A 21,199-nucleotide genomic window follows, 5' to 3' on the forward strand; every position below is an offset into this window, starting at 1 on the left:
TTAAATAAGTTGAAGTATACGACACAAACGATTACTATAAATGAAAAAGGAGATTTTGATATGCCTATTCCAATCATTATTGATACAGATCCTGGCATTGATGATGCAGCCGCAATCAGTCTGGCACTTCATCATCCACAACTTGACGTACAACTGATATCAACAGTACACGGCAATGTCCCCCTTCAATTAACAACGAGGAATGCCCAACAATTAATTGAATATTTTCATGCACGTGTACCCGTTGCATCCGGAGCAGCCGCGCCACTTGTTCAAAAACCAGTCCATGCACCTCATGTTCATGGTGAAAGCGGTATGGCAGGTTACACATTTGATGAACCTACGACACCACTTATTTCAAACAATAGTGTGGAGACGATGAAAGACCTACTCCTCCAATCGACGACACCGATGACATTAGTGCCGATTGGACCGCTGACAAATATCGCATTACTATTAAAAATGTATCCAGAAGTTCATACATATATTCACCAAATCGTGTTAATGGGTGGCAGTGCTGGACCTGGTAATATTACGCCTGCCGCAGAATTTAACGTCTATGCAGATCCAGAATCCGCACATATCGTCTTTCAATCCGGTTTACCTATTGTCATGGCAGGACTCGATATTGCACGTGCATCCAACTTACCTCATGCATTATTACCAGAGATTAAAGACATGAATCAAACTGGTCATATGTTGTATCATCTGTTCCAACATTATCGAGGTGAATCATTTTTAGATGGCTTGAATGTGTATGATGCCTATACAATCATGTATTTATGTCATCCTGAGTTGTTTACAGTCCACCCTGCTCAAGTAGACGTGGAGTTAAGTGGCAACCATGCACGTGGCGCAACATTTGTTGATTTTAATGTAACAGACAGTTCAACACACATACTCATGGATATTCAAGCAGAAGACTTTCAAACTGCTTTTCTCGAAATGTTGCAATATTGTCCATAGCAATCATTATAGGGCTGAGAAACCACATATCTCAGCCCTTCCATACTATGTGCTCACTTCTAATAAATACAATTGTGAAATAGCACGTGAAGCAATAATGTATTGAATATTTGTACTTTCATATTCATTATGCCGCCAAGAAATGACTGTATGGTATTCAAATCCTTTAACGAGATCATAAGGAATGACAATATGTCCTACTGCTACAAAAGAATCGTCTTCTTCAATTAATTTTAACTGAATGTCATTACGTAGTGCATGGTAAAGTATCTCCCCTTCAGTTTGAGACGGTACTACAATCGCGACATCATGTTTCGCTTGTTTTAAAATATCTCGTATATGTTGTATCGTCGCATTTGAAACCTCTATAATCGGATTGCCCTCTACGCTCACGACTTTTGTATGAGTACTTTTTAATTGTTCAAGATAACGGTTAATTGCTTTTGTCGAGCGATATGAAGTCGTCAACTGCTTTATCTGCACGTTGAAGTTTTCAAAATCGATAAAGGACTTTGATAAGAAATTCTGATTCAAGTCTCCTAAAAACGTAAAATGTGCTTCAGGATAACATTGACGCAAAATATCTAATTGAAATATGCTATAATCTTGAACTTCATCAACCAGAATATATTTGAAATGATTGTCTGGTCGTCGCACTATTTTCGTATATAGCCATACAAGAGCCCAAAAATCCTCATAATGCATACTTTCTTTTTTCAATCGCTGGTTTAAATGATAGTCTCGACATAAACGTTGATACAATTTCTCGATATGAATAAAACGATACGATTGCAACATCCGTTTCGTACGTTTTAATGTTCGCACTGTTTGAGCCTTCGATTGCGCTACAATATCCACCTTTTCTCCAATGTAAGTATTTTGGTTTTCTAATTCTGCATAGTTTTGTGCAAATAAACGTTTGTATTCTGTTTGATATAATGCAATTAAGTCATTTTTTAACTTTTGAATAGCAATCGATAAATCATGATGCGCACGATAATTTTTATATAATGTTGAAATGTCTTCTTTTGATATCACAATACGTCCCGTTTGATCTGTCACATCTTTAAAATACAAAGGATATGTGGAAGACACTAATTGCTTTGACATAAATTGAAAAAAATCTACACTCGACTTGTGATAAAATTGTTGCTCTGCTGTTTTATCACGATATACCCTTGTAATCATTGCCGACTTTCTTTCAACGGTTATCGACTTGAAATAAGTGATTTTATTAACGATATTCATCAAACTTTTCACTTCAATATGACGTTCTCCAAGTTCAGGTAGAACATCTGATACATAATCATTAAAAATACGATTAGGTGCCAAAAACATTAAATTTTCATGTGTGATCTTTTTCTTATATTTAAATAACAAATACGCAATACGTTGCATAGCGATGGCTGTTTTGCCGCTACCCGGAGGACCAAGAACTACAACATCTTCATTCATTGGCAAACGAATAATTTCATTTTGATCGCTTTGAATGGTACTGACAATATTCCCTAATTTATGACGAGACATATTCATTTGATAATCCATCAACTCCGTATCACCAATAAACATGTCACTATCAACATAATCAATTAGCTGTCCTTTAACAATTTTAAATTGGCGTCTCCCTTTTACTTCTTCAAATACAGTCCGACCCGTTTCAGTTTCATACGACAGTTTTCCTAATTCATTTTCATAAAATAAACTTGCAATCGGCGCTCTCCAATCACAAACTAATACACGATAGTTGCTATCCATTAACGTTTGCGTACCTATATACAGCGCTCCATCTTCCAGTACTACTTTGCCGAAGTAAGGCCTATCAAGCAAGCGCTGATAAGCATTGAGTTTGTCATGATATTGGTTATATGTACGCTCATCCATACGTAATGAGTTTAAATCTTGTGCATGATCACTCCCATTAGCATCATCTACATTAAGCATCCAAGCTTCGTGAGCATTCATCTCTTTACGTCTATCGATAATTTTATTTTTAACGGCCTCTTGGGATTGGGATAAATCTTCCAATGCTTTCTCAATGAAATGTTGTGTCTCAATTAAATATACTTGTTCTTCTTCAAAACTCATTGACATATGGCATCCTCCCTTAACGTCAAACTAACTGATTGAAACGATTTTTCACACGTTGATCAAATATTAAAGTCATGACGATAATCAACTGAATCATACCCGCAATTAAATATACAAAATTCGCTCCTAAATATTCAGTAATAAATGCTGAAAAATAATATGCTATTGGGATGAAAAGTGTACTCACTGATTGAATTGTACCTGATATACGTCCCCTATATTCATCCTCAATAATTAATAGTTTATACGTGTTGAATAAAATATTCGGTAATGTGAGACATACACCTATCATCAAACCTAAAAGAATGGCGATTTCAGATGAATGATTCATAAACATGTAAATAAAAGTCATCGCCATCAACAACCAAAAAGTAACTAAAATATTATAAGCAGACATCTTATGCCTTAATTTTAATCCGATTGAAGCTGCAAGAATACTTCCCAAAGCGATGAAAAATTGGAACATACCATAATCCTTTGGTTGCGCATTCAAATATTGATTAAAATAAACCACAAATGTGGGTGCAACCATACTAATGATATTGAGCATCATTGCCGTGATCATCACGCGTTTTAAATAATAATCTCGTAAAATCATTTTGAACACCGCTTTGAATTCGTCCAAAGATTTATGCGTTTTTAGTTTGTGTAAGGGCTGATGCATTTCGTTTGTGGTTTTTATAGAACTGATAGCACTGGAACCGATGATAAATAGCATCATAATCAATAGAATTAACATAAAAAAAGGAATAGCAGAAAATAAAAATCCCGCTATTGCAAAACCTAGCATCATGGATCCGTTCTTCGTTAGACTTCTATAACTCAAAACACTTTTAACCTCTTCCTGATTTTGTACTAATCGAGGAATTAATATATTTTGATTTGGTAACTGAAAAACCATCGTTAATTCTCTCAAGAAAAGTAAAACAATGATTAAATATAAATTAAAGTCAAACATCAATACTACAAAACACATGATTAAAAGAAATATGCCATTGAAACGCAAACTGTAAACCATCATTTTTATAGGTTGATTCCATTGATCTGCTTTAATTCCAGCATATGATCCCACTAATATTTGAGCAATATGTGATAATGAACCAATAGTCACTGTGAAATATGCTGAACCTGTTTGATCTAAGACATACCACATCAAAGCCAAGTTAAAAATACTGTTTCCTAATCCTACGACAAAATCATTCGAAATGAATTTAAATATTTGAGATGTCATCACAGTTGTACATTACCTCGTTTTCATTGTTGTTACATCGCTATACATGTTAATTCAATGTCATTGGCTTTATTTTTTTATCATGACATTCTAAGATAGTATTTTATTCAATACGCTCATATGCAAACTTATTGAGAAAAGATAGAGGGGTTAATTGGGGTAAATTTCATTATATTCTGTATTTTTAGAAAAGTAAATATAGAAGATGGAATATCTCGGAAAATGGGTAAACGAATAACGAAGGGGGAGCACATCATTAATTTTTCAGTCTTTTCTATCTTGTACCTTTGAAATAAATAATCAAAGTTGACAGCTGATTCTCTTTAATACTTCTATCAACAATTAAATCGTAGGAAAAGAATGGGACATTAAGTTTTCCCAGCCTCATTTCTACGATTTATAGATTTATTATTCATTAATGATTTTAAAACTGTCGGAAAACGAGAGTGAATGGGATACAAAAAATGATGCTATTGTTTTCTTGATTTCATAAACTTGTCCTCAGTTTCGTTGTATTAGATGTAAGATTGCCCAGAAGGCTGACACTCCTGAGGGAATACGTGCATACTGCTAACAGTCCCCTCTTTACTTTAATGGTGGTTGCTGTTTATCGCAGTGGCTGTCTGACTTCTCAATACGCTCGCTTTGAGAAGTCTAGTCAGCCTTGCCGGGGGTCAGTACTACGAAATCTTTGTTGAACATGAGATTTCTGTACTGCTCCCATCCAATTCGGCTTCCATCAAATGTACACTTTAATTAAGCCGAATTGAGTTGAAGGGCCAACCCCTAAGAACGTGAAGCCATGAAAGCAATCAAAAACATAAGTCGAATGAAGAGGGCAAGTTATACAAAAATACTGCATCAATAGCAACAAAAATTTTTGTGTCCCAGACCCTTCCTTTTTTATAACAGATTAGTCATTTTCTTGTTGTAATACTTTACCAGATTTGGCATCGAGTACTAATTCTTGTTCGCCGTTATCCGTCATTAATTCGATGTTGTAAACAAATTGACCATCATCGCTATCTAATGACCATTTTTTCAAGTCACCTTTTTGTTGATCTTGAGCTTTTTTCACAGCTTCTTTAAAATCAATGGCATCTCCGTAATTAATCGTTTTGTCGTTATCGTTGTCCATCTCTTTTTCTTTTTTCGTATTTAACACTTTATTATCTTTATCAGATACTTTGACTTCTGCTTCTTCATTGTTGTTTCTTAAATCAATGTCATATACCCATTGACCATTTTCTTTTTTGTATTCTACTTGTTTCACGTCACCATCAAATGACGATTTCGCTGTTTTAATAGCGTCTTCAGGTGTTGTTTTTACATCTTTGACATCAATCGTTTGTGTTTTAACGTTTTGATTTGTGTTTTGATCATCGCTGTCATCACGATTATTGTCATCGCTATTTTGATTGTTATCAGTCGTTTGTTCCGTTTTTGTGTCGTTATCTGTGTTGTTCGTATTTTTTTGGTCATCATCATCGTTTCCGCAAGCTGCTAAGACGATACCTGATGCTAATAATAAAGATATCATTTTAAATTTCATAATTTAAAAACCTCCGATATTGTTATTTACAATTGATATACCCAATTGAATGGATTTTAAGACATATTCATATCAAATAAATTTCAATATCGGTCAAAAGTTTGAGTCAATTATTTCATTTGAGGCTGTATCTTCCCTATATGTGAAACTTTATCACCGAGTGTATTGTACACGTTTAATAATTTTTGTTTCTCATTTTGCCAATTATAAATCATTTTCGTACGACGCGTATTCGCACGATAACGTTCATAATCTTCAGGATGACGCAGCAAATGGTTCACCGCTTGCGCAATGTTTTCACTTACATGGGTATCAGTCGCAATCCCTACTTGATTTTCTTCTACGACACGTTGAATCTCTGGGAAGTCACATGAGATAACAGGCACGTGCGCCATAATATATTCGAACAGTTTATTCGAGCTTGCAGAATAATGGTTGAAACAAATATTTTGCAACACTTGAAAGCCGACGAACGCCTCTCGCGTAATACTTGGCAATTGTTCATACGGGACTTTGTCTAAAAAGTAGATGCGATCACTTGCAGGTGAGACCTGTGCTTGTACTTTCAATGCATCCGTGAGTTTACCGCCCCCGACAAAAACAAGCACCCCTTCATCAATCATCGGCATCGCTTCAATCAATTTTTCTAAGCCTCGTCCTTCTTGCAATCCACCTTGATAGAGTAAAATTTTTTCATCCTCTGGTATGCCTAATTTAGCATGCAAATTCATGCGCGGCTGTTTTTCAATATCATACAATGCGGAATAATTGTATAAAGGTTGCGGATAAAAGCCATACAATTGTTCGTTATGCTTTGCGCGTGTATGATTTTCAACCATCATTGTATCGACAAAGCGTAACAAAAAGCGTTCTATTTTCTTAATACGCTCTGAATTGTAGCCAGTACGATCGGATTGTACTTCATGACTATCATAGACGAGCGGTTTTGATTTGAGACGCAGCTTTGAACATACAATCCCTTGAGGTAATGTATTCAAGTCATTCGCATGATAAATATCTGCTTTCATCCTATAGCCTTTCACAATCATACGCGCAATAATGGCACTATTAACGACCCATTTACGAATCTTTTTTACTTTAATCATCGTGAATGCAATCACTAACAACATAGCATAGCCTAACATCAGCTTTAAATTGAGATAAAATAGCCCTGCTGCAATCGTAAAAGAGATACCACCGATGACGATGACAAATTTCTTCCCATAATCGGCATACGCTTGAATGAATATAGGATATCGTCTTACACGATGAACACGAAAATGATCTTGTCGTTGTTCAAATGCTTGTATATCTTTATTTTTAGGGTCATTAATCGCAATTAAATCGACATCATATCCCGCTTCAGCGAGTGCCGTACATTCTCGATTGACCCGAGCATCGTTGGTGAAATGATTCCACACGAACATCGCTACTTTTTTCATATAAGGAGCCTCCTCATTCTTAATACTATTTCCATACCTTGCAGTTTAAAAGACACCAATTTGTGATAATAATGCCACTATGAATAATAAGAAGCTTCCCGCAAGTGAAATCAATGTTCGGCCTTCAACTGGATTCATTTCCGATTGTTCGATTGTATCACTTCTCTGTTGTTGAAGTGCTAACATTTTTTTCTTATAAGCAAGTTGTCCTGCTTTATTACGTGCTTTAAATCCACGAATAAGCGTATTATAACGCTTTACTACATGATCGACGTCTCCATATTCAATCATCTCACCGTAATGAATCCAAATCGCCTTGTCACACATATTTTTAATTTGTGCTGCTGAGTGAGACACAAAAAATATGGTTTTGCCTTCTTGTTGGAGTGCTTTCATTTTAGCGATACACTTATTTGCAAATGTTTCATCACCTACAGATAGCGCTTCATCGACAATCAGTACATCTGGGTTCGTGTGTATCGCAATAGAAAAACCAAGTCGTGCTTTCATCCCACTCGAATAGCTTTTGATGGGTTGGTAAATAAACTCATCCAATTCGGAAAAAGCGACGATATCATCAAACACCGCATTAATTTCTTTTGTCGTCATACCGTGCATTAAACATTTATAGCGAATATTTTCTTCACCCGTAAAGTCATTTTTCAAACCTGCCGAAATCGCAATTAACGAAGATTGACCATTAATATCCACAGTTCCTTTAGAGGGTTTTAAAACTTCAGCTAAAATATTTGATAATGTCGATTTGCCTGAGCCATTTAAACCAATCAAACCTACTGAGGTCCCAGGCTCCACTTCAAATGAAATATTGTAGAGTGCGTAATAAGGTTTAGGTTTATAAAAATAGCCAAAAGAAAGTAGCGCGAGTATTTTGCTAATTTTACTTTTATTTAAGTCATAAATTTTAGAAACGTTATCTACTTTGACTTTGTATGTCATCCAATCACCTGGTTCTTTCGTTTAATCGGTTTTCAATCTCGTTACTGCATCTTTAATTTGTCGAAAGCCATCAATATAATGTTCAAAATCAGTCATCGGTGTGTTAATGATATCCTCATCTTGTGACATGACACTGCCTTTTTCAGTGAAAGCCCACACATGTTTACCACTACCCTTGTAGTCACTTAATTTAGATGGGACATAAGGATTAAGTGTTTTAATGCCTATCGTATGTGCATCAAATAACAGTAAACCATCGAGTAATTGCGTGATATTTAAGAATTCAAAATAGCCCACAAGCGGGTGTAAGACAATGTAATCTTTAAAGTCACTGTTTCGATGCATGATTTTTACATTACCTCTAATGTTCGTGAAACAATGAATTTTAAAGTCAGTTTCTCCTTTTGATTCTAAATATTTACAGACAAGTTCAATTTCATTAAAACCTCTTGTCGCATAAAAATTACCAAAATATCCTAAATTAATGACATTCGGGTCGACCTGATAGTTAGAAATGACCTTTTTGTAGTCACTCGGAATCGGAATGGGGTGACGTGAAATGACTGCGCGTTGTTGAATGGATTGTTGAATGTGCTTATCAAAACGCTCAATCATGTACTGTAACTGATGCGCGTTCGTAAAAATCAGTTCATCCGCATGGCTTAACGCTAACAATTCACAGACATTAAACACATTATCATCAACCAAATGTGCCAGTTCTGGACGAATCAACTGTCGAATACGTGTCATATAATCTTCATCTTGAATGGGTGCATAACGTAAATCGCTCGTCACTGTAGTATGTAACGGATCAGAAAACTCAGCGCGCCAATGAATGTCAGGTTGCTGAACTTTAATTTCGAACCCTAAAAAATGAGACTGTGGAAACATCGCTCGCGTATACAAATGACGATAAGTTTTAGGATGCGCCGCTAATACTTCTAAACCTTGTTCAGTAAATCCAGAAATACTCTCCCAACTCGAAAACGCTTGTTTCGCATCAAGTAAATAATGTGTGTCAACTAAATGTTCAGATAAAGTATTTAATTTCATATCTTTTTGACGAATGCGTGACATGTTGTTGGAAATAATGTCGACAATTTCCCCTTTATCTCTAACACGTTTCGCCATAACATTCCCGCTTGTATCAATATAAGGAGGAAAGCAATAGGCAATCACAAGTGTTTCAGCGCGACCAGCATTGAGTAAATGATAATGAAATGTTGACATCTTTTCACGTATATCCGTCTTCACTTGAATCATCACTTCATCTGGCTGAGTTTCTAAATAGGTACCGATTTGTATAATTAAGTCATTCGCTTCGTGATGTATACTCACGTCTGACAACCCTGTCTCAGTATAAATCGCTTCAATCATTTCTAGAGCATCGTATACATCTTGCAGTTGTTGAATACGTGGTTTTGAAGTTGGAATCTGTTTTTCTTCTAATTGTACCTCTGAGACACCTGACGTTTGATAGCACATTTCATTGATATAATATTTCATATAGCGATTCAATCGATAGTGTAAGTTCAAACGATAAATGAGATACGTCGGATACATTTTTTCAATGCCAATTCGATAAAGCACATCTGGCATTAAATCTCTAGCTTCAGTGGCCAATGTCGTCACAGGTTCTTCATCTTCTAATGTGATGACGACATGTGAAACTTCAATTTGTTGTATAGCAAATGCAAATGACGTATTAAAATCACGATCATCAAAATAGTAGAACGTATGCTGCTCATGAATTAAAGGTGAATGCATCAATTGCGACAGCCCTTTTTTAGAGCGGAATACGAGAATAAGTTGGTGATAGTGTTGCTGTAAGGTTGCAATCGTTTCTAATTCAAATTGATGGGGTACAAACCAAATACATGCGACCCCCTTTTTCAAATGATGAGGTAAGGATGCACCTTGCGTATTTAACAATTCATTGACGAAAGGATGCTCTTTTTTGCTCATCGGTTGTTGCATTGCTTCCAACTGTTCTGGGGTGTATTGTATCTCAGCATTTGTCATGATTTCACCTTCTTCCATATCAATTTCAAACCTTTTTTCACGTTTTTCTTAGTTAATCGCTTTTGATAATATGTCACACGATCGAGTTGACGAATGAACACTTCATATTCCAAATATTTCTTCTTATATTTCCACGCGCTACGTTTAAATTGATGTAACGTACGAAAAGCATATTGCATGCGTTGATGTGTATATAAATATTTGTCATAGAGTGCTTCATAATCCCGATTTAACTTTATTAATTCTTGTTTTAAGCGCTTTTCGTTGACGACAGGCTTTGCTTTTTCATCTATCCAATTTTGCTTTAATTGAGACATTAAGCGTTGATTATGCGCTTTATCGAAAGGTATGATGTCCAAACCGAAATATTCAATTGTACATGTGCCACTTTTGAAATGATATAGATTCATTGTAAAACGGTTTTCTAAAGGTGTTAAAATCGCTAAAAATGTATCTTCTTTCATGTGAATGGTATGGAGCTTCACTTTAATCGTCACACTGTTAGAAACTTTCGCAAGTACTTTTTCGTACAATATGATTTGTTGTTGATTCACATATTCATAAAAATGAAGTTCTAATGTATTCATTTGATGTATCATTTTTTCAAATTCATCTGCATAAAGCAACTCAGACGTGCGTCCTTTAAAATCAATATGCAATGTCGTTTCGTCGTTATTAAGGTGACGGGTCAAAAAATATTCATTTTGCATCCTACCATGCCTCCCTTAATAAACTTTGATTTGTTTTGTTTCTGAAACTTTTTGTTCATTGTTTTGCTGTACAAAAGCTTTTATTCGATATTTTCCAGGGTCTAATTGAACTCGAAATACATTTTGATATTGGTACATCAATTTTTCAGTTGCCACTGCTTCACCCTTTTTGTAAATGTACAGTGCATATTTCATGTGCTCGCCTGAACTACAAATAATAATGTCGATTTTCCCTTCCTCTTCTTGATGTGTCAAAATCTCATCAATTCTTAAAGTTGTAGGATTATGATCTAACAATTCTGCAGTTTCTAACATAATATCTTCTAATTGTGACTCTAAATACTCATACGCACGTTTATAGTTCACGCTTTCCATCACGCATCACCTCTATTTCTTTTTGTATCACAACATCCGCCCCAGTTTTTTGTTGAATCATTGTCGCAGTATTTTCACTCATTTTTAAAAATATGTCAGGGTGTTGAATCAAATTATCAATATAGGCTGCCATCGTTTCAACATCATTGCGAGGGGCTAAAAACCCTGAAACCCCGTGTTCGATAAAGTCAGGTATGCCACCAATCGCATTTGAAACTGGGACTAATCCTGAACTCATCGCTTCATTTAATGACACACCTTGAGAATCATGGCGAGTTGGCCCTAAATAAATGCCGTGTTGCTGATGTATGTCAGTAATTTCATGTTGTGGCACAAATTGACGATGAAGATGGACATTCGCATACTTTTGTAGCGGTGCGGTTAATTCTTCAAACAACGGGCCATCTCCATAAATTGAAAATGTAAGTTGCTTAAAGTATCGCTGTTTCGCCAATAACTGAATCACTTTAACGGTTAAGTCATTCGCATAGTTTTTTGCAGTGAACGGTCGAATCGTTAAAATATGGAATCGATCCTCTCGCTGTTTGGCATGGTATGGAAAAATATCTGCGTCAACAATATTCGGAATAATGATGTAACGTTCAGGCTCTACACCTACAAATGGATCTACATACAAAGCTTTAAAGCGTTCCGATACATACACGAACTGAATATCGAGATCTCGTCGTGTCATTAAATTTTTCAAAAATGATTGTTGGTAGGTATAATGTTCATCCTTTTTACGTAATTGGTTCTTTAACGCTGTCGCTGAAGACAAAAAGTTATAATAGCGTGTATACCATGCTTCAGCTTCAAAACCATGTAACCACACAACAATGGGCGGTTTTGTGGTTAAACGTTCTACAGCGCGAAACATTTTATAATTGATAAAGTGAAACAATAACTTGTCATATTGATGAAATTGAAGGTGATTATAAAGTTGTGCTTCGTCCATATACATCACTTTAACACCGTCATAATACGTATCGCGTTTAATTTTCGTGGTAAACACCACAACCGTCACGTCTAATTGATATTGTTGATAGCCTTTTACCCGACGATGTAAAAAGCCATTAGCATAGATTTTATCTTTGCTCGGATAGGTGTTCGTAATCAATAGGTAACTCATGATTTCACCTTTCTTTTTAATTGATCTATTTCTTGTAACAGTGCCGCATCATGGGGGCGTTCATATGGTTCATAACTTTCAACAATTTTTAAAAACGCACGAATTGTGTCATCATCTTGCATTGTTGAACGTTTGAGTCTTGCCATATACCAGTGACGCATATAATAATTGAAGCGATATGTCATATAAGTCGATAAATAACCATATCGTTTTAAAAAACGTATTTTTTCAGTCTCTAAACGTGCATATTTTTCAAAAAAACTTGCTGTAATATGATTAGTCATAGAATTTGTGATTGCAGCGTAATAGACATGCACATTATGATTGACTACTTTTACCGCGCGTGCATGGTGTATTAAAGTTAAAAAGAATAAGGAGTCTTGACCTAATGCACCCGGCACCATCGTAATATTGTGCTTTTGTAGTAACGCTTTTCTCGTAATTAAAGCTTGAATACTTGCTGTTTTTAACTTCATCTGATGTAAGAGTTGTCGTGTATCTGTCGTTACGTCTCCATGTACTGTCGCAACAAAAGCATCATAATAACGATGGACTTGTGTTTTTTCATGATCAGCTTTAATCATATTACCGACAGCCACATCAATTTCAGGATGTGTCAACATTTCAGAGAGAAGCACCTCTATCCCCCGGCCGACCCATTCATTATCAGGATCTAAAAATGTCACTAATGCTGCCTTTGCGTGTTCAATACCAACATTACGAGGTGTAGAAGCACTACCTGAAGCTTCAGGTAAGCGAATCGACTGAATATTGTCGTACCATTGACTGTACATCTTAATCATATGGCGCGTGTAATCATCCGTTGAACCATCATCGACAAGAATGACGTCCAGTTTTGGAAATAAAGCATTACTGATAATAGAGCGCAAACATTTATGTTCTAAATGCGTGCCATTATTGTGTACAGGTACAATGACACTCAATTGTGGCGACGCTTCAATCGGAACTATGTGATGAGGTCTATCATTCACAAATGTTAAATCTAACGCAAAACCTTTTTGTTTGTCAGATGCGTCACGACGAAATACTGTTAATTCACGTGCTTCAAAATTTTCCACATAGCGATAACCTTCTGCCATTTTAGTGATAAAGTCACAATTCGTGTACATTGTTGCCGCTAACATATCATCCAAATATTCAGGTGCATAATCATACGTCGATGAAAAGTACGTATAATAATGTGTGTCGACTTTATCTAATTGCGTCACAACTTTTTTATGCGCATACGTTTGCGATTCGAACATCTCACGCGCGCGTGCATCATCAGAGGCAATGATAACACTCACACTTGGCGGGGTTATTTCTGCTATTGACTTTCCGATAAATTGCGCGATTTCATTGAGCCATTGCACATGTGTCGCAGAAAACATCATCTGATGAATGCCTATCGAACGCGCACGATTGATGATTGTCATATCTAGATTTTTCATTTTAGCCATATCATCAGGTTCAAAAATGATTTGCACTTGAGGGAAAATCGTATTAACAAACGTGTTATAGTTCGAAATTAACATACTCCCCATCGCTTGTTGTTCGAAAATGCGATTGGCACACATGCTACGTGAATATTTAATCGTGTTGACATTCACCACAAAAGCATAGGTACGATACATTGTCATTGTATGCGGATGTGTCAATGGTGCTGCGATATAGGGTAAATAACGTGACGGATATTGATATTTTGTTTTTTCTAGCCACAAATTGCGATCATAAATCGTCAAGTCCCACCCGTTTTCTAAAGCTCCGTCAAACATATGCATCATGTCCTTCGATCGCTCTGAATATTTATTAAGCCATGAACCTGCAAAGACGACATGACGATCATCCATTTTTCTGTCAGTGCCTATCGGATGATGGAATATGGGATTAATAGGAAAAGATGTAGAGGTAACACGTTGATGTCCTAGCAGCGCGCTATATTTCTCGACATAGTCTACCTCTGTCGTCATCACATAGTCCGCAAGTTGTGCATGTGTTTTGAAAACATCAAAGTTCACAGGGTCTTCTTTGTTAAAAAATACGACCGGAATCTGTCGACTACGCAAGTCTGTAATCAACGCTTTTAACTCAAGAAATTTTGAACTGTGTGGATTCGTATTGCCTTCCCAATAGCCATCAATACCACGCCAAGTTGATGCAATAATAACAAAATCATAATCTAAGTTACGATGCTGCTCATTGATATAATAAAGATGACACGACCCTTTTAACGCATCATATAAAAACGTATCTGCGACAAGCCCCACTGTGAAATCCAACCGTTTCGTTGTTTCAGCTACATCCACTTGTTGTTGAAGTGCTTCAAAATCGTCATTGTGGTCACCACGCCCAACTTGATGATAGGCTTTCAAATAATCGACAAACGGTTTTAAATATGATGTTTGACTTATTTCGAAATACGCTTTGCTCGGTTCCGTATCTAGCATTTCTGCTAACCGTTCTAAAGGTGCCGTTTCTGAAGCTTCATCCGGAATCTCCTCTCTCGTCATTTGAAATGGCTTAGGAGTTCCAAATAATAAATATTTGATTGCTTTGAAATTCATTAACGTCGCTCCCATAACTTAATTTGAATCTTGCCTAATTTAGATTGTCGCAGCTTTAAATAACGTGTTTTTAAAGTATCTCGCTGTTCGACAAGTCGTGCAATAAAATGACGTTTTTCTATCGTATCGCCGAGTACTTTTTGTAGGATCAATCGTTGCGCTCTTTGATGACGTGAATCTAACACTTTTAAATGTTGTGCAATAAGTGCCCAACTCTTTTGACATGGGCTCTCTCGTTGATGACCATCACTCAAGTTTATGATGTTCCACTTGCTATCAAAATAAGCGAGTTCTACCAAATGACGTTCTTCAACAAATTGCACAAATAGGAGGAGTTGCACTTCTTTCTTATAAACAAAATAAAGCTTGTCCTTGATTTGAATCGCTAATTGACCTCCGTGCGATAATTCATATTTTACTTCGCATATTTGAAGATGACTTGTATCCAACTGAATGCTGTTTTCACATGCTTCATCTTCATAAACTCGAGTTGTTTTGAGCACTTGCACATATGCGCCAGTGTAGGATGTCTCAAATAAAAAGTGCATCATCTCTGTATCCATCTATTCACCCCTTAATCGTTCAATCAATCGTACTATGTTTTTCTCCCACATAAATGCTTCATCTCTTAATTGCTCAGTGTGCTTTATTGTTTGAGCATATGCTGTAGTGTCAAGTTTAAGTTGTTTAATATAGTCAATCATCTCATCAGTTGATGCGTTTTCTTTTGAATAACCGACTTGATATTGTTCAATCATCTGACTCACTGTAGCACCTAAATTGCTTACAACCGGCGTCCCTGAACAAATACTATCAATGACTTTACCCGGCATCACATTCATAAAAGTAGTCGCTGGTTTCAAAATAGATAATGAGACATGATGCTCCGATACAGTTTGTAAACATCGGGTGCGTTTCATCGGTGGTACGAGATGAACAAAATGCAGTGCCTCACTTTTCACGGCCCTTCGAAATTCATCCGCATGTACACCGTAAATCATTACCGTAAAATGAATATGCGCTTCATTAAGTCTCCTCGCAATTTCAATGAGTTGCTTTACATTTTGCGCATAACCTAAGTTGCCACTATAAATGACAGAAAAAGTATCCCGTTTAGCTAACTGCTGAATTTCATCTTCTGTAAATGCATTGGGTAAATAAAGAAATGGTTTGTCCTCACCAATCATCGCCTGAATATGCTTTTCAAAATACGGATTATTTACGATAATTTCATCAGCATTTTGATACATTTTCTTTTCTAACAACTTCAAAATAGGTAATGAAAATTTCAGTTTTATTTTACCTATATCTAAAAAACTATCTGGCCATAGATCTCTAATTTCTAAAAAATACTTTGCTTTATGCGTGCTTTTAAAAAACAATGTCGACCATGCTAAAAAGATGTTCGGACTGGTGACTAAAATATTGTCGAACACCTTCATATGTTTTAAATAAAATTTCACCTTAATCATCAGTTCTATATAGTACAGCAAACGATACAATAAATTTGGATGCTGCTTATCAAACTTCATTTGAATACGATGAATTTGTGTCCCTTCCAATGCATTTAATGTATCGCTATCAAAATAACTTCGGTCCTTAAATAGCGCCTTGTTAGGATAGGAAGGCTCAGTTGTTAACATGACAGGCGCATAGCCTTGTTGATGAAGTTGTTCAAAAAGCTTTTTCATCCGATTAGCAGCTGAGCCTAATTCAGGGTAAAAATTTTGACTGATAATTAATATTTTCCTTTTCATACAAACCCCTCTTCTGTCATTTATAGAAAATCAAGTAAACGGTCCTTAAATCTTTGGTGAACCAATGCGCCTAAAATAAGGACGAAAAGTGTAAACATCCAATAATAGAAATGATCTGTCCATGCTCCGTAAATGACTGGATATTGATGCACAAAAGCACTACGATACACTTCTACTAAATAAGTAAAGGGATTCAGTCGGGTGATGGTTTGTAGAATCGGTTGTGCTGAATTCAATCCCCAAAAAATGGGTGTCATAAAAAAACCGAGACGTAATACATTTTGTAGAATATTTTTCGTATCTCTTACAACAATGACGAGTGAACTCATGAGTAAAGAGATACCGAAAATTGCTGGAAAAGCTGCTACAATAAAGTAAATAAAGATAAAGTATTTCCAAAGCATGACTTCTCCATTGATAAGTGAAACAACAAATAAAATACTCGTCATAAATATTAAGTTAAACAATGTGTTTGTAAATGAAATCGAGAGCAATACAGATGACGGGAATTTCATCTTCGTGACTAACCCTAAGTTCGCTTGAATTGCATTGGCTCCTGAATTAATACTTTGTGAAATGAAAAGCCACGGGAATAGCCCAGAAATTAAATGTATGATGAAGGGGACACCATCTACTAAACGGTCGCCCCCTCCTCTTAGACCTAAGCCAAATATTAAATAGTAGACCCCGACTTGCATCATTGGTTGCAAAATATTCCAAAAGACTCCGAGATAATGATTGGAATATTGACTTTTCATATTGTATATTGCAAGTTGTAAAATTTTAGACCAGTTATCAGACTGTTCTTTCAAAAGCAGATATAAAATTTTCACGCTTAAAACCTACTATCTTTATAGAGTATTTACCGGTGTGTGATACGTATACAGATTGCCGTAATTGTAATAATCTACCTCCTCAAACGTGTCTGTCATGACATTTTTAGTGTCAAAAATAATCCGATGTTTCATATTTTTGAAATGTTGGTCTCTTAATGTTTTAAATTCAGAGTGATCACTTAACACTAATACGAGCGAAGACCCTTCAACTGCTTTTTCCATATCTTTTTCAACAAAATCTAATTTCACATGTGGATCATATGCAACGACATCGACATGAAGCTTTTCACGTAATAACTCATAAATATCGAATGCAGGTGATTCACGAATATCATCAACGTCACCTTTATAAGTTAAGCCAAACACAGTGACCTTTTCTGCAGTCAATTCACTTAAAATTTGTTTCACCTTTTCTACTACAAACATTGGCATAGAACGATTAATTTTCCGTCCTGTTTGAATGAGAGGCGAATGTTCAGGATCTTTCGCAATAATGAAATAAGGATCTACCGCAAGACAGTGGCCTCCAACACCAGGTCCTGGATGGTGAATATTCACACGTGGATGTTTATTCGCCATTTCAATCACATCTAATACGTTAATGTTCAAATGATCACTAATTTTCGCAATTTCATTAGCCAGTGCGATATTTAAATCACGATACGTATTTTCCATTAATTTACTCATTTCAGCGGTACGCGCATTCGTCTCAATCATTTCACCTTTGACGAAGGTGCTATAAACTTTTTTGCCCGCTTCCACACATGCAGGCGTCACCCCACCGATAATACGGTTGTTGTACACAAGCTCTTCTAAAATTTTTCCAGGTAGCACACGTTCAGGACAGTGCACTAAATATAAATCTTCACCAATCATATAGCCCTGACTTTCAAGATAAGGCTTCACATGGTCGTCAATCGTACGAGGTGCAATAGTCGACTCAACGATGACAGTGTTGCCTTTCTTTAAATAAGGTACAATGCTTTCAGTCGCTTGCATCACAATAGAAATATCACAAGATTCGTATTGATCATCATTATTCGGTGTCGGCACTGCAATAATAAATGCATCTGCCTCTCTCGGCGTTAACGATGCTTTAAAGTTCCCTGACTCAAGCACTTCTTCAAATGCTTCTTGCAATCCTGGCTCTTCAATATGAATTTGGCCATGATTCAAACTTTCTACGGCTTCAATGTTTACATCCACGCCTAAAACATCGACACCGTGTTTTGCAAACATAATCGATGTGGGTAATCCGATATAACCTAATCCAACAGTTGTGAGTTTCACTTTCATACACCTTTCTTCCATAGAAATTTTTGGAGCGCTTCACTAATTAACTCAATTCAAAATGATCTTTCTATTTGTTAAACATGATTTCTATATCAATTTTTAAGTATATGAAGTGCGATTTCAATTAAAAATAGAAAATAATCAATTATTTTACTATATTTTATAACTGCGTAAACATTAGATAAACAAACTTTGCATTAAATTTACAATACGTGCTAAAAAGAGACTGAAATGTAAATTTTCTATTTAAAAAATGTCGTCTAATTTACCTTTTTTAGCGTGTATTGATATTAGGGTAATTGCCAGGTGAGTTGATACTTTTGATTGCCTTAAAATGAGTGAATTGATGTAACAACTTACTTTCATTCATCTCATACAAACATAATCAATGCATTGTCAATTCAAATGAAACAAAAATATTTTTAACATAAAAGCGGTACATTAATGAAATTATTATAAGTTTTTAAAGTTTTATAATTTAATTTTAATAGTCGTTTGATATAAATAGAGTAGAATGATGAAACTATCGAGGAGGAAAATGGATGAAACGTCGCTCAAAAGCATTCAAACTCAATGTAAAAGTAAGTATGACGACAGCCCTGATTTTAGGAGGATTATCTTTTACAAATGCTTACAACTCGGAAGATGACGATTTTAAAAATTTCTTATCAAAACATAACAAAATCGTTGCACCATTCAATTTAATCAACGTATTTAACAGTCAAAATGTTTATGCTGAAACGACGAGTACGCCTGATTGGTCACAAAAAAATGCAGCACAATACATACAAAATCATATCGGTGTCGGCGTTGATTTTGATGGTTATTATGGCTATCAATGCATGGATTTAGCTGTGGATTATATGTATCAATTATCAAATGGCAACGTTCGCTTGGATGGGAATGCCTATCAAGCCAAAAATAATCATTTAGGCAACTATGCAAAAGTGTATTCGAAAAAATCTGGTTTTGTACCAAAGACTGGGGACATTGTCGTTTGGTCTCCAAAATCATGGAATGGCCATTATGGTCACATTGGTATTGTTAAAAAAGCAGATTCAAAGCACTTCACTTCTTTAGAACAAAATATTAGAGGAAACTTTTCATTTGGAGAAGCTGGAAGGTTGGCTGAGCATCAATATAAAGATGTCGCTTATTTTATCAGGCCTCACTTCTCAAATAAAAATCATCCACCACAATCTTCCTATTCGGATACACCTATCAATTCAAAAGTCGTTGTCAGTGAATGGATGAAAACGAGAAGTGGCATCACATATAGAAGAGAAAACGGACAATATACCGTAACGAGAAATAATGGATTAGCCGTATTCAGTGCACCGAGCAACACCGGAAAACAAGTCACGAATTTAAAGGCTGCTACAACACTCAATTATGATTATAAATATGTGAACGATGGATACGTATGGGTTAGTTTTATGAAAAATCATCAACGATATTATATTCAAACCGGCTACAGCGATGGGAACAGAGGGTATAAAATCGACAGCGAGCCATTCGGTGCCTTTACTAAAGTGAACTTTTCAGAGCCTAGTTATTCAGACGTCCTTTATAATAGTAATGCAATCACAAGCAGATGGCAGAAAACAAAATCAGGGAGCACCATGCGTTACGAAAATGGCAGATTCAAAGTAACTAAAGATAAGGGTGTGGCAATTTACAAACAACCTAACAATGATGGTAAACAGTTCGATACGTTGAAAAAACATCAACGTCTTATCTATGACTATCAATATATCAACGACGGCTATGTATGGCTTGGTTTCGAAAAAAATGGCAAAAGATATTATGCACAAGTTGGTTATAGTGATGGCAAATATGGCTTCAAATCCAACACAAAACCATTCGGCCAATTCGATTAGGTTGAATTAAAATTAAGACATTCCCCATATTCACGACTAAAGCCAAATTTTCAGATTAATGATGATAAAACACAAAAAGAAATTGCCTTTCCAGGTATGAGACCAAGATTAAAAATCGAAATATAAAACTTTGACGCACAAGCATTTAATCAACCATTCCATGAAAAATAGGATGGGACATAAAAATTTTTGACGTTATTAATACATTATTTTGTTTAACTTGCCCTTTCACTATGAATTATGTTTTTGATTGCCCTCATGGCTTCGCGTTTCTTACTGTTTTGCAAGTGTTTTTTTAGTATTTTGGCATCGCTGAACTACACCTAGCTGATTTTAAAATTTTTTTCTAGGTGTTATACTGAATATGTAGGAAAAATTTGAGTTGTTTAGTCATAAC

Annotated in this window: 16 protein-coding genes; 2 read left to right on the forward strand and 14 right to left on the reverse strand. The window is 35.8% G+C overall.

The features are described 5' to 3' along the window. Window positions 1-60: 60 nt before the first annotated feature. Window positions 61-966, forward strand: coding sequence for a ribonucleoside hydrolase RihC (gene rihC, locus CCE82_RS11205; RefSeq protein WP_086429464.1), 906 nt, complete (start codon window positions 61-63; stop codon window positions 964-966). A gap of 45 nt (window positions 967-1,011) precedes the next feature. Here the strand turns inward: rihC and CCE82_RS11210 are convergent, their stop codons facing one another. The 14 genes from CCE82_RS11210 to CCE82_RS11275 form a co-directional block, all read right to left on the reverse strand. Then, the gene (locus CCE82_RS11210; protein WP_086429465.1) at window positions 1,012-3,057 is read right to left on the reverse strand and encodes a HelD family protein; all 2,046 of its coding nucleotides are present in this window, start codon (window positions 3,055-3,057) and stop codon (window positions 1,012-1,014) included. Between the two features lie 19 nt (window positions 3,058-3,076). Continuing rightward, entirely contained in the window at window positions 3,077-4,285 is a 1,209-nt protein-coding gene (locus CCE82_RS11215; protein ID WP_240507204.1) for an MFS transporter, read from the reverse strand. 913 nt (window positions 4,286-5,198) lie between these two features. Further along, on the reverse strand, window positions 5,199-5,837 hold the full coding sequence (locus tag CCE82_RS11220; protein WP_086429467.1) for a PepSY domain-containing protein: 639 nt from the start codon (window positions 5,835-5,837) through the stop codon (window positions 5,199-5,201). Window positions 5,838-5,947: 110 nt separating this feature from the next. Next, window positions 5,948-7,279 carry a glycosyltransferase gene (locus CCE82_RS11225; RefSeq protein WP_086429468.1) on the reverse strand — a complete coding sequence of 444 codons (1,332 nt, stop codon included), beginning with the start codon at window positions 7,277-7,279 and terminating at the stop codon, window positions 5,948-5,950. Between the two features lie 45 nt (window positions 7,280-7,324). Further along, on the reverse strand, window positions 7,325-8,236 hold the full coding sequence (locus CCE82_RS11230) for an ABC transporter ATP-binding protein (RefSeq protein WP_086429469.1): 912 nt from the start codon (window positions 8,234-8,236) through the stop codon (window positions 7,325-7,327). Between the two features lie 21 nt (window positions 8,237-8,257). Then, window positions 8,258-10,258 carry a MerR family transcriptional regulator gene (locus tag CCE82_RS11235; protein WP_086429479.1) on the reverse strand — a complete coding sequence of 667 codons (2,001 nt, stop codon included), beginning with the start codon at window positions 10,256-10,258 and terminating at the stop codon, window positions 8,258-8,260. Next, window positions 10,255-10,968, reverse strand: coding sequence for a hypothetical protein (locus CCE82_RS11240; RefSeq protein ID WP_086429470.1), 714 nt, complete (start codon window positions 10,966-10,968; stop codon window positions 10,255-10,257). The genes CCE82_RS11235 and CCE82_RS11240 overlap by 4 nt, the downstream gene beginning before the upstream one ends. Window positions 10,969-10,983: 15 nt before the next feature. Further along, window positions 10,984-11,343: a hypothetical protein gene (locus CCE82_RS11245; protein ID WP_086429471.1), complete on the reverse strand. Its 360-nt coding sequence runs from the start codon at window positions 11,341-11,343 to the stop codon at window positions 10,984-10,986. Further along, entirely contained in the window at window positions 11,324-12,472 is a 1,149-nt protein-coding gene (locus CCE82_RS11250; protein WP_086429472.1) for a glycosyltransferase family 4 protein, read from the reverse strand. Before CCE82_RS11250 ends, CCE82_RS11245 begins: the two co-directional genes overlap by 20 nt. Next, entirely contained in the window at window positions 12,469-15,036 is a 2,568-nt protein-coding gene (locus CCE82_RS11255) for a glycosyltransferase (RefSeq protein ID WP_086429473.1), read from the reverse strand. Before CCE82_RS11255 ends, CCE82_RS11250 begins: the two co-directional genes overlap by 4 nt. After that, a complete protein-coding gene (locus CCE82_RS11260; protein WP_086429474.1) occupies window positions 15,036-15,599 on the reverse strand; it encodes a hypothetical protein in 564 nt (187 codons plus the stop codon). The genes CCE82_RS11255 and CCE82_RS11260 overlap by 1 nt, the downstream gene beginning before the upstream one ends. Continuing rightward, window positions 15,600-16,793, reverse strand: coding sequence for a glycosyltransferase family 4 protein (locus tag CCE82_RS11265; RefSeq protein WP_086429475.1), 1,194 nt, complete (start codon window positions 16,791-16,793; stop codon window positions 15,600-15,602). It abuts the gene before it with no gap. 20 nt (window positions 16,794-16,813) lie between these two features. Beyond that, window positions 16,814-17,626, reverse strand: a complete 813-nt coding sequence (locus CCE82_RS11270; RefSeq protein WP_086429476.1) for an ABC transporter permease — start codon at window positions 17,624-17,626, stop codon at window positions 16,814-16,816. Window positions 17,627-17,644: 18 nt separating this feature from the next. Next, entirely contained in the window at window positions 17,645-18,919 is a 1,275-nt protein-coding gene (locus tag CCE82_RS11275) for a nucleotide sugar dehydrogenase (protein ID WP_086429480.1), read from the reverse strand. A gap of 545 nt (window positions 18,920-19,464) precedes the next feature. On the opposite strand from CCE82_RS11275, the gene CCE82_RS11280 reads away from it, so the two are divergent. Then, the gene (locus CCE82_RS11280; protein WP_240507203.1) at window positions 19,465-20,802 is read left to right on the forward strand and encodes an SH3 domain-containing protein; all 1,338 of its coding nucleotides are present in this window, start codon (window positions 19,465-19,467) and stop codon (window positions 20,800-20,802) included. Window positions 20,803-21,199 lie beyond the last annotated feature (397 nt).

The organism is Staphylococcus cornubiensis (assembly GCF_900183575.1).
GTDB classification, from domain to species: domain Bacteria; phylum Bacillota; class Bacilli; order Staphylococcales; family Staphylococcaceae; genus Staphylococcus; species Staphylococcus cornubiensis.